The 10,005-nt window shown below is 56.7% G+C and carries 8 protein-coding genes, 1 tRNA gene and 1 pseudogene; 4 read left to right on the top strand and 6 right to left on the bottom strand.

Annotation, left to right across the window (positions count from 1 at the left end):
• Positions 1 to 172 (bottom strand): annotated as a pseudogene (locus AC0QUY_RS21875) (ATP-binding cassette domain-containing protein); the annotation flags it as partial.
• 199 nt (positions 173 to 371) lie between these two features.
• On the opposite strand from AC0QUY_RS21875, the gene AC0QUY_RS21870 reads away from it, so the two are divergent.
• Positions 372 to 442 (top strand) — tRNA-Arg (locus tag AC0QUY_RS21870).
• Between the two features lie 177 nt (positions 443 to 619).
• Here AC0QUY_RS21870 and AC0QUY_RS21865 read toward each other — a convergent pair.
• Complete coding sequence (locus tag AC0QUY_RS21865; RefSeq protein ID WP_475388302.1) at positions 620 to 1,378, bottom strand: SDR family oxidoreductase; 759 nt, start codon at positions 1,376 to 1,378, stop codon at positions 620 to 622.
• A 637-nt stretch (positions 1,379 to 2,015) separates the two neighbouring features.
• Here AC0QUY_RS21865 and AC0QUY_RS21860 point away from each other — a divergent pair.
• Both AC0QUY_RS21860 and AC0QUY_RS21855 read left to right on the top strand, forming a co-directional pair.
• A complete protein-coding gene (locus tag AC0QUY_RS21860; RefSeq protein WP_475388301.1) occupies positions 2,016 to 2,300 on the top strand; it encodes an usg protein in 285 nt (94 codons plus the stop codon).
• Between the two features lie 639 nt (positions 2,301 to 2,939).
• Entirely contained in the window at positions 2,940 to 3,254 is a 315-nt protein-coding gene (locus AC0QUY_RS21855) for a hypothetical protein (RefSeq protein WP_475388300.1), read from the top strand.
• A gap of 1,084 nt (positions 3,255 to 4,338) precedes the next feature.
• Here AC0QUY_RS21855 and AC0QUY_RS21850 read toward each other — a convergent pair.
• The 4 genes from AC0QUY_RS21850 to AC0QUY_RS21835 all read right to left on the bottom strand — a co-directional run bounded on the left by AC0QUY_RS21850 (position 4,339) and on the right by AC0QUY_RS21835 (position 9,182).
• Positions 4,339 to 5,019, bottom strand: a complete 681-nt coding sequence (locus AC0QUY_RS21850; protein ID WP_475388299.1) for a Crp/Fnr family transcriptional regulator — start codon at positions 5,017 to 5,019, stop codon at positions 4,339 to 4,341.
• A 728-nt stretch (positions 5,020 to 5,747) separates the two neighbouring features.
• Complete coding sequence (locus AC0QUY_RS21845; RefSeq protein ID WP_475388298.1) at positions 5,748 to 6,248, bottom strand: peptidoglycan-binding domain-containing protein; 501 nt, start codon at positions 6,246 to 6,248, stop codon at positions 5,748 to 5,750.
• Between the two features lie 1,021 nt (positions 6,249 to 7,269).
• Positions 7,270 to 8,430 (bottom strand): AI-2E family transporter, encoded by a 1,161-nt coding sequence (locus AC0QUY_RS21840; RefSeq protein WP_475388297.1) that lies wholly within the window; start codon positions 8,428 to 8,430, stop codon positions 7,270 to 7,272.
• 410 nt (positions 8,431 to 8,840) lie between these two features.
• The gene (locus AC0QUY_RS21835) at positions 8,841 to 9,182 is read right to left on the bottom strand and encodes a hypothetical protein (protein ID WP_161853353.1); all 342 of its coding nucleotides are present in this window, start codon (positions 9,180 to 9,182) and stop codon (positions 8,841 to 8,843) included.
• A 480-nt stretch (positions 9,183 to 9,662) separates the two neighbouring features.
• Between AC0QUY_RS21835 and AC0QUY_RS21830 the strand changes: the two genes are divergently transcribed.
• The gene (locus AC0QUY_RS21830; protein WP_161853352.1) at positions 9,663 to 9,836 is read left to right on the top strand and encodes a hypothetical protein; all 174 of its coding nucleotides are present in this window, start codon (positions 9,663 to 9,665) and stop codon (positions 9,834 to 9,836) included.
• Positions 9,837 to 10,005: the final 169 nt, after the last annotated feature.

Genomic DNA, 10,005 nt, shown 5'->3' with positions numbered 1-10,005 from the left:
CCTTGACGTTCAGATCCTTCACGATCTCGAAGATCTCTTCAACGATCTGCGGCGCGAGGCCCATCGAAGGCTCGTCGAGCAGGATCATCTTCGGGCGCGACATCAGCGCACGGCCGATCACGCACATCTGCTGTTCTCCGCCCGACGTATAGCCGCCACCGCGATCCCGACGCCAATCAAGTTACTTGGCTGATCCATTACGACAACCTCCGTGTCGGCAACATCGTAACGCGATAACGACCAATAGAACTGAAGAGTTCGCTTCTATGCGGTGTCGCATCGCGGTTGCAAGAGGTTAGAAATTCAAGGACTTGCGAGATCTTTCGCCATTTCTTCATACCGCAAGAAATCCACGTAGGCATTGCGTAAGCGTAGCTCAGCTGGATAGAGCGCCACCCTCCGAAGGTGGAGGCCACACCTTCGAATCGTGTCGGGTGCGCCAATCTCCGCCGAATCTACGACTTCCCGCGAACAAGCCCACGCCAGACTACGACGGCAGAAATTCGTTGTCGTACAGCGGGCGGCAGGCATTGTTTGGGAGGCATCAAGGCAGGAAAGATATGCTGCTCCAATTTGCGTCTCGGCCATCATAGCCATTCGGAGGACGTGCGCGCGGTATCTATGTCAGCCGAACGGACATGCCGCCATCCACGATCATCGGGCTTCCCGTCATGAAGGTCGACCGGTCGGAAAGGAGGAAAAGGGCTGCCTGCGCAACCTCCTTTGCATTCGCCATTCGCTTCATTGGATGCAGATTTGCGATGAAATCCAAAGCGGCAGGATCTCCCTCTCCTCCGCTTGGCGTGATCGTGCCGCCCGGCAACAGTGCATTGACGCGGACGCCATCTGCGGCGTGGTCGGATGCCAGCGACTGCACTAGGCCGATCAACCCGGCTTTGGACGCCGCATAGGCCCCCATTCCCGGCATTCCGCCATTGCTGAAGCCAACGAAGGAAGACGTGAAGACAATGGAGCCCTGCCCTCGTTTCTTCATGACCGGTATCTGGGCCTTCGCGGCCAGGAACGCGCTTGTCAGATTGACCGAAATGACATCGTTCCAATTACCGATTCCCATATCGGCGACCGGCCCCATCTCCCCCACGATGCCGGCATTATTGAATGCGCCGTCCAACCCACCGAATTCCTTCATGGCGAGATCAACGAGAGCATTGGCGTAGTTTTCATCCTTTACATCGCCGGAAAGGAATACAGCCCTGCCATTGCTTTGATTGATTTGCCCTGCAAGGGTTTCCATCTCCGCCGATCGGCGCGCGCCAAGGACCACATTGGCCCCTTCGGCTGCGAACAACAAAGCCGCCGCTGCGCCGATCCCACTGCTTGCCCCAGTTACGATGATCGACTTGCTTTTCAGTTCCATAACGAGCTCTCCTGAAGGTTGCGTCATGGCTATCTAACAGTTGGGTAGGCAGCGCTGCCACCCGTTTCGTGCCCTCAAACAACCGATGTCGTCGAAACGGCAAGAAATGAGTCGTGCCACCTACATGAAACCAACCCATGACGGATCAGCAAAGGTTACACTTTTCGCTGATAGTTTCAGGCTGTGGACGTCATAAGTTGGGGCCCGATGGCTGGAATATCAAAGCGCTCCAGCGGAAACGTAGTTATCAGTTTCATCAACGCTGGCACGCCAAACTCCGCCGAATCCACGATTTCCTGCGATCCGCTACACGGGGCCACGCCGATTCGGTGTCGTAGCAGAGGTGGTGTTCGATTGTTCGATGGCATTCGGCGTTCGCATCAGCGCACTTCGGTGGCAATACCTCGACGGCAAAGCGCTTCCTCGCCGTCGCCTTCCCTAATCGGCAGTGGCCCTTCAGCTATTGACAAATACGGATCCCTGAAGCTGTAGAGAACGACCCCGCACCTCCCCGCCCGTCAGGGCTTGCCCCAATACAAAGGTAACCGCGCTAGGGTCGATCGGCGTCTACTAGTTTTTGGCGGAATGGCCTGTTCGAAACCGCCGTCGAAGCGGTCGCTGCTTGCTGGAGGTTGCCATGGCCGAGAAAGAAGCGGTTTCCAAGGATTTCAGGAAGCAGGTCTTGGGCTACGGACTGACGACGGCGGAAATCGTTTATCGCCGTCCGGATCGTCCCTGGCTGCTGCAAACCTACGTCTGGCAGGACAACGATCTGTTTCCAAATTTTCCGGCGCTAAGGGATTTTCTCGCGTTCTGGGAAAAATCACTCGAAGGACCTCTGTTCGCAGTTACCGTTGCGCACCCGAGACTGATCAAGCCAGCCGAATTGCACACCACCGACGGGGTGTTCCGGTTGCATTAACGCAAGGGAGTAGACTTTGGGGCTGATCTTTCTCGCTCATGCGCAAATTGATTTCGGGGGCCGGCGGGCGAGAAGAAATGCGGCACCGACGAAACGATCGAACAACTTTACTTTAGTTGTTTGCCGCGGTGAATGAGTCTGCCACTCTCGATAATGCCGCGCGATGAGGGTTCATGGCAGACGCCAGCGATCGTGAGCGCCGCGAACTAAAGCGATCTCGGCAATGCTTGCTGCCAAACGAAGTAAACGAACCTATCACCGGTCCGTTTCTTGGCGCGACGTAAATCACAGTGTCGCCTGTTGGCACCTCTGAGACATGCCAATGCACCTGTATGCCGCCCCGGCTGAGAAGGCGCTACGACTGATAGCGGAGCGCACCAAAGGTGCGCTGGCAGCAAGTGCGGCTGGAGCAAGACTCGGCAACCGTCACAAGCTTGATCATGCCGGCTGTCTTGGCAGAGCGGCGCTGGCCCGCGCGGTGGACGATTTTGAATCGAGTCTAATTCCTGTCGTCCAAGCCATCGGCCTACCGGCGCGCTCACGCTCGCATCCATGGCCATGGAGCTAAACCGCAGAGGCATGAGATCTGCTCGTGGAGGCAAATGGCTCCGGTCGTCCGTCGCCGACGCGGGATGGTCGATGTCCGCCGCTAGGGTTTGCTTTACCGGCCACACCAATCTAACGAACGGGCAAGCAGAAGCGGCATCGGCAAATGGCATCTCCGATCACGTCGAGAGAAGCTTCTCGCCTTTAGGGCTTTGGGGCATTCTGGTCTTCGATCTTGGTAACGGAATATCCGGCTTTGCGAAGAGCGACCAGCACAGCCTTGGCGAGATGAATACTCTCTTCGTCACTTTTCGTCACTGGGTCCCACGTCGTGCCGTGCCCAGAACCGGGATGGTCAATGAAAGCGGTTTTGATGGCGCTTGTTATGACGATAAGGGCGTCTTCTGACATCTAGGTCTCCCGCTGCTTTCGACTAAGCATATCACGCTTTTGGCAGGTACGCTGGCTCAACGACACCATGCGCAAGTATCGTAGTCGTCAGCGCCAAAGCCGACCGTTACAGGTTTTTGCAGTCGCGGCTTTTTCGGCGCGATCGAAAGAGATCGCGACTACGGCAGCAGCGCTGTCTTGAAGTCGCCTCGCGACCAGCCATGTTAGCCTGGTCGATGAGACGCGTAGGACTTATCGACATCATGGTAGGCAACGCGGCGCGCCTCGGCGCATCGCAACGTTCCACCACGCGACGCTGCGCGTCGCACCACATCGCTACGCAACGCGCGAGCCGCTGGGGACATCCCAGCGGCTCTCGCGCGCTTAGCTCGGACGGTCCCCGCCTCAAGCGCCTGTGGCTCCGAGACGGTCATGTGGGCGAAATACATGCGAGCGATGAATTCGCTGCCTCCCGACGTGCCGTGATCGAACGCCGATATCGGCCAGGGCCTTGATCATCGATAGATGCCGATACTGGGCCGTGATGTAACGATCTATCGCTATCGACGGTAATGACGCCATTGGATTGAGTTCTTCGATCCGGTTTTGCAGATGGTTCATCGGTTCGATCTGGAGCGCCCATCCGCGAATAACGGGGCTGCCACGAAACTCTATGGGGACCTTTGGGCAATCCGAACGTTACCTTGACGCATGGAAAGCCACCTGAGTAGTAATTTGCAAGGCTTACACAATGACAGCAACAACAAGAGCGGAATTGAACAGGTACTTTGAGATGATTGATCGGCGAGTGCCGATTAGCGTCTCTCAGTTCATTCGATGGTTGCGTATGCCCTCCTCATTTGCAATTCGTTTGGTCATTGCAATCCTTCTCATTCTCGGAGGCATCTTTAGCTTTTTGCCTATCTTGGGCCTCTGGATGTTGCCTCTTGGCTTATTGTTAATCGCACAAGATGCTCCCTTAGTGCAAGAGCCTCTAGTGGCTGCGTTTGCGTTGGTCGAGGCGAAGTGCGAGTGGCTAAAACTGAAATGGAGAAGCAGGTGAAGCCTTTGCCAAGGAGATACGCATCCCGAGATATCCTCATCACGGCTCGCTCTTGATTTCTGGCTTGTCGTACAAGACCGCGTTCAGCAATGAACTGTTGACCTCGATCTTCCCGTTGTAGCTGATGAAGCCAAGCTTGCGGAATCTGTTCATGAAGAAGCTGACGCGGGATCGCGTCGTTCCAATCATTTCGGCCAATGTTTCCTGGCTGATATTCGGAGTGATCGGTTGAGGGCTGCCCTCCTTGCCGAAATTCGCCAGCAGGAGCAGCAGGCGCGCTAACCGTTTTTCACTGGAGTTGAAGAGCTGGTCGATCAGGTCCTCTTCAATCCGGCTATTCCGGGTCAACAAATAGGCCATGAACAATTCGGAAAATTTTGGCTGGCTGTGAAGTGCCGCCAGCATGGCTGCCTTCGTTATCGCGGTGACCAGGCAATCTTCCATCGCGGTCGTTGTCGCGATGCGCAGCGAATGGCCGTTCATGCAGCCTTCGCCAAAGAATTGGCCTGGTCCTAAAATTCCGACCACCGCTTCCTTGCCTTGTTCAGATATGACAACAACCTTGACCCGACCTTTTTGAATATAGAAAACCGTGTTCGCCACATCTCCTTGGGCGAAAACGACCTGATCTTTGCGAAATTCAACAATGGTTTTCCCCTCGCCCACCTTGGCGAGAAATTCCTTGGGATCAAAAGAAGCCTGATCGGTGTGGTCTGGCATGCCCGGCATGGTCCCCGCGATGGACGTCTATCTTAGCGATTTTTCAGGCAGGAAGCGTCAAAAAAGCGTTCCTGACCATGAGGAGCGAGGCAGCCTGCGTAGGTAAGCGAGGCTTCCTCGTCGCCAGGCGAGCATCACTGCACTCCCCCGCCTTCAACCAAGGTCGCTCATGATGTCGTCACCGTCTGAGCAATTTTGATCACATGTAAGATTGACCGCATACTTCGGGTGGCTTTGCACGGTCGGTAACATTAGGAGCTGGGGTCTTTGGTAGCGAAATCCGGACGGCCGCTGACAACGATAACGGGCTTTCAGAGGAGGCTCTTCGCACAAAAAACGACCCCAGCACGGGGGGACGGACTGGGGCCGCATTCATCGGATGACTTTGGGGAAAGGCATCCGGTAGTGCATCACCAAGTGATCTCCAGGCGATTGGTTCCGGAGGCCAACAGCGAAACGTGGTAGGCGGCCTCACGTTGGCGCTCGAAGTTGCCCCATAAGCCAAGCGTTGGTTTTGCGCGATTTCATCGGATCGACCAGCTCGACTACAGTTTGATGGACGTGGTCGCACTCAGGACACTCGAATGTTCGGACGTCAAACCGGGCCACTTGGAGCTCGAAACAGTCCCGGATTGACTGGATCAGCAATTCGGGACGACGACGGGACCCGCTGATCGTGCGGACCGAGAGAACTCACGCTCCGCACGATTGTCGTACAATTGGTCGGGTCACCTAAACATGCCGCCCATCACGCCACCAATCAGGCCACCGGGACCGCCACCGCCACCACTGCGGTGATGGCGAGCGCCACCCCGGCCGCGATGACGGGCCGGATCGCCGCCATCTGATTTGTCGCTGCTCGTGAATCTGGCCTGCGCCGCCGAGACGAACTCGGTCTGTAACGCCCGATGCTGCAGCGTGCTGAGGAAGCCAGTCCTGGGATAGCCGCGTGCCCCCTGCCAGCGCGTGATGACGGCGCGGGTCTGTTCGTCGAACCTGCCGTTGACCTTGGTGTCGAAGCCGAGACCGGTCAGCCGGCGCTGCACGTCGCGCCGCTTTCGCTTGTCGAGGCCGATCTGATCCTCGGTTTCCTGAGTTGCTTCGTCGACAAAGATCGACGGATCGACGGATGCCGACAGGTCGCGGTTGGCCGTGCTCGGACCGGCTTTGCCAGCATCGGCACTGACAAAAAATGCCAGGACCGACAATGCGAGGATCAAGACACGCATGGCCTATATCTCCCCTTGATCTGAAAGCTTCTCGGTGATTTCGCTTTGAAGACCGATGTCGGTTCAAATACACCGCCGTGAAACCAGACCTTCCGGCGACATCTAAATCAACGGTCAACTCGGGTTCGTCACTGGGCACCTGTTATCGGGATCGCTTGTTCCATAGCGCATATCGGAGTGACCTTGGACCCCTCGCCATCTCGGCGCTGTTCAATTCTGCTCATTTAGAAAAATTCATGAAATAACCCCCGCTAGCCATTTGACCGGCTCGCGCCCTGCTATCCAACTTACCCCCGACTAACGCCGTGCCTAGGAAATCTCGTATGACCGACACCTTGTCCGCGATGCCGCTCAACGCCCCGCGTCTCGGCGTTGGCTTTAGCCCGTTGGTGTACGGGCGCCATCACTTCGCGCCTAAAATTGCTTCACGAGCTGGGATGTTTTTCCGGAACAATGCGAAGCAGCGAACCTTGTTGAGAGCTTGAAATGATCCTGTGAGTTGAATCCAATGAGTATCCTCCCCGTTGATCGCGCGCTGAGCCTATACGGCACGCTTGCAGACCGTTCCGAGACCAAGGGGGCCCGTGAACGGCTTTCCAGGCATCTGATGGAATTGTACCTAGGGGGCGAAAAAGACGAGCACCGCTTGACGGTGCATGGACTGTCGTACCTTCGCGAGCTGGACCGGGCAAATGACTCCAGAAACTGAACAAGCATCGTGGCGAGATTAGCACTCTTGAGCTTGTCGCTGCTTCCGCAGGGAATTGCGCCGCATAATTCTGGCTCTCGCGACGCGGACTGCTTCCATCCTGGCTTGCTCGTTTTTCGGGAGGGGCGTCCTCTTGTCTTCGCCGCGCGTTGACATCATGGTCGGCAGTTGGTTCCGCGCGGTCAAGCTGTGCTCGATAGGCTGCACGCTCATTGGACCAATCGATGGTGATTTGCTTTTAGCCATCAAGGACAACTCGTTGCTACCGAGTTCGTTCGATGGCAACACATGATAAACGAGAGGGAGATACCGCTATTCCCCTTCGAGGAAGTGCCCCAGGGCCTTGAGCGGGCGCAACCTGTCACAGATGATCTTCAGGATAGCCAGCATCGGAACGGCCAGGATTGCGCCAAGCACGCCCCACATCCAGAACCAGAATATCAGCGACAGGATGATCAACACCGGATTCAGCGTGAAGCGCCGCGCCAGCAGCATCGGCGTTACTGTTTCACCCTCAATGAGGTGAATGCCAAGGTAAAGGGCCGGCGGCAGCAACGCCCACCATAGACTTTCGAAGCTCAGCATTCCGACCAACACGAAGATGCCGACGCCGAAAAGCGGCCCCAAAATTGGAATGTAGTTGAGCAGGAAGGCTGTGGTGCCCCACAACAACGGGTCTCCCAGACCGCAAAGATACATCGCGGCCGCCGTCGTGACACCGACCGCGGCATTCATGGCCGTGATTGTCACCAGATAGCCCGATATGTCCTCCTGGATCTGCTGAGAGATATCGACGGCCTGTCGCTTGTCACCGAATGTCGGCAGGATCTCAACAATGCGTCGAAGGAATATGTCGCCCGCAACCAAAAGAAAATAGAGCACCAGGACAGTCGTAAACAGGCCATCGAGTACGGAGCGCGTCCCTGCGAAAAGTGCGCCCGTCAGGCCAAGATCGCGGCGAACCGAGACGATCGAGCCCTGGCCAGGTGGAGCGTCTGCAACCTGCTCGGCCTGTTGGATAACCTTTTGCAACGCTTCGATTGGCACTCTGATAACCTGCAGATGTGCCTGCAGGCGCGGTATGCCCTCGGGCAGCCGTTCAGCCCAAGTCGCGGTCGGTACCGATAAGGCCGCCACGAGACCTGCAAGCGCTCCAATGACCAGAAAGATAGTCAAGAGCGCGCCAACTGTACGGGGCAGATGCAAACGCCCCAAGAGACGGACAGCGGGTTGAAGAAGGAGATTCAACACGAAGGCGAGTACGATGGGTAGGATGATCGCGCTTGCCACGTAGAGCGCCGCCAAGGCACCCAACCCGAACAAACCACCGAGGAAGAACGTCCGCGGATCGGACGGCAGCGGCATCTCCGTCTCGTCGGCGGCTTCCGTCGCTGCGGCATCTGGCTCTGGCAGATGGTCGTCTGAGACGGGCGTAATAGGGGGCCGCTGTGGTGGCGGTGAGGCAGCAATCATTGTTCTCCCTCCCGGACGCGAATGTCATCGTGCCAGACAGGAATCATACCGCTTCGGTCGACCTCGGGCGAGAGGATGAAAGGGCGCTCGGTGTTGGCTATGGCGTGCTCTGTCACCGGTTTGACCTGAGCCGGGGGCCAGCATCAACAATTCAGCTGGCGTGGACGGCGTTCTTGGGATCGAAAGTTGTACCAAGCGCAAGCGGATTGCTCTCAGTCATTACTGCCTTTGGCCAGCCATGATAAGATCAGGTCAAAATCATATCGGATGGTTTGTTCAACGCAGCCCGAGGAATCCGGCAACAAAGATTATGACAACCACGACGCCGATGATGTAAAAAATGTTCATTACACACTCCGATTGAGGGATAGGAGAAAAACGGCCGCAACGATCTCTTCGGCCTCATGTACTTACCAGCGACCGTTACCGACGCCCACACCGATGCTCACGCCCGGCGCGCCGAAGCCGATGCCGGAGCGCGATTGATCGTCATAATAACCGCGCCTCTCGATATACCGCTCGCGGGGAGCATAGTTGTACGAATCGTCGTAGCCCTGCTGGATGACCACGCGCCGCGGTCCACGGGACCGGTAGCAACGGCCGGAGTCATCGCAAACCAGGCGCACTTGCTCCACGTTCGGCTGGTTCATGCCGAGATACGTGGCATCGTTGGTAAACACGTCGGCAGCCATGGCGCTGTTCGCGAACAGAACGCCTGCGCCAGCCAAGAGTGCAATACTGATCTTTCTCATGGATAGCCTCCATCTGGTCGGTAACAATACCGCCGAGGGACCAATATTGTGAGATCGCCTTCGTTCCAGCCATCCTCGCTTAATCCGGGAAGAACGTCTCATTCATTATTGGGAAGTGAGCAAAATTGATCAGCATTCATAACGCCGAGTCGGCATACTGCTGCGATCACCGCACCGTTCCGGCACCCATCGGAGACAGCGCGGTAGTGCTCCCGCCTGATTTAACCGGAGGCATCTGTTGCCCAATTCACAAGCATCCAACCTATCGCCTCGCGTGGCGGAGCGCCCTCGTTGTCCCAAATGCCAGTCGCGCATGGAGATCCAGCATATTACTTCAGCACGTTCTGGGTTCGAGCACTGGACCCTGCGGTGCACTAAGTGCGGCCTTATCCACGACGCGCAAGTAAACGCCGATCCGATGAAGTCCGATGTTATCGGCCGGGAGCACAGCGACCTCCGCGCCACATTAAGGACGATGACATGACAGAACTGACGCGCAACGATATCGATAGTCACGATTGGGCTGCCCGGGCATCTGAAGCTCTGGCGCAGGCCAACAAGTTGCCGCCCGGATTGAAGCGATCCGAAGCCATCAGAAAAGCAGCACAGCTTCGCATCGCCGCAGACATGAAAAACTGGCTAACGGCGAAATGAGCTAGCGGCGTGATTCGTTAGCTCGCTGACGGGCGATCCATGCCAGCAGGATTGCGAACCATTGGCCGAAATAGACCACTCGAAATTCCCAAGAAGTAAGTTTCGAAAACTGAGCGATATTGACCAGTGCCCGGCACCGCAAGGGCGCAAAGTATCTCATCACCGCCCG

The sequence above is a fragment of the Bradyrhizobium sp. WYCCWR15520 genome, from assembly GCF_056174665.1.
The sequence above is the reverse complement of the archived record's forward strand: the minus strand, read 5'-3'. Positions and strand labels throughout refer to the sequence as shown.

What these genes read in the sequence shown, in the direction of transcription:
- AC0QUY_RS21865 (WP_475388302.1), bottom strand. Translation starts at nt 1,378, where the DNA reads ATGGAACTGAAAAGCAAGTCGATCATCGTAACTGGGGCAAGCAGTGGG.
- AC0QUY_RS21860 (WP_475388301.1), top strand. Translation starts at nt 2,016, where the DNA reads ATGGCCGAGAAAGAAGCGGTTTCCAAGGATTTCAGGAAGCAGGTCTTG.
- AC0QUY_RS21855 (WP_475388300.1), top strand. Translation starts at nt 2,940, where the DNA reads ATGTCCGCCGCTAGGGTTTGCTTTACCGGCCACACCAATCTAACGAAC.
- AC0QUY_RS21850 (WP_475388299.1), bottom strand. Translation starts at nt 5,019, where the DNA reads ATGCCAGACCACACCGATCAGGCTTCTTTTGATCCCAAGGAATTTCTC.
- AC0QUY_RS21845 (WP_475388298.1), bottom strand. Translation starts at nt 6,248, where the DNA reads ATGCGTGTCTTGATCCTCGCATTGTCGGTCCTGGCATTTTTTGTCAGT.
- AC0QUY_RS21840 (WP_475388297.1), bottom strand. Translation starts at nt 8,430, where the DNA reads ATGATTGCTGCCTCACCGCCACCACAGCGGCCCCCTATTACGCCCGTC.
- AC0QUY_RS21835 (WP_161853353.1), bottom strand. Translation starts at nt 9,182, where the DNA reads ATGAGAAAGATCAGTATTGCACTCTTGGCTGGCGCAGGCGTTCTGTTC.
- AC0QUY_RS21830 (WP_161853352.1), top strand. Translation starts at nt 9,663, where the DNA reads ATGACAGAACTGACGCGCAACGATATCGATAGTCACGATTGGGCTGCC.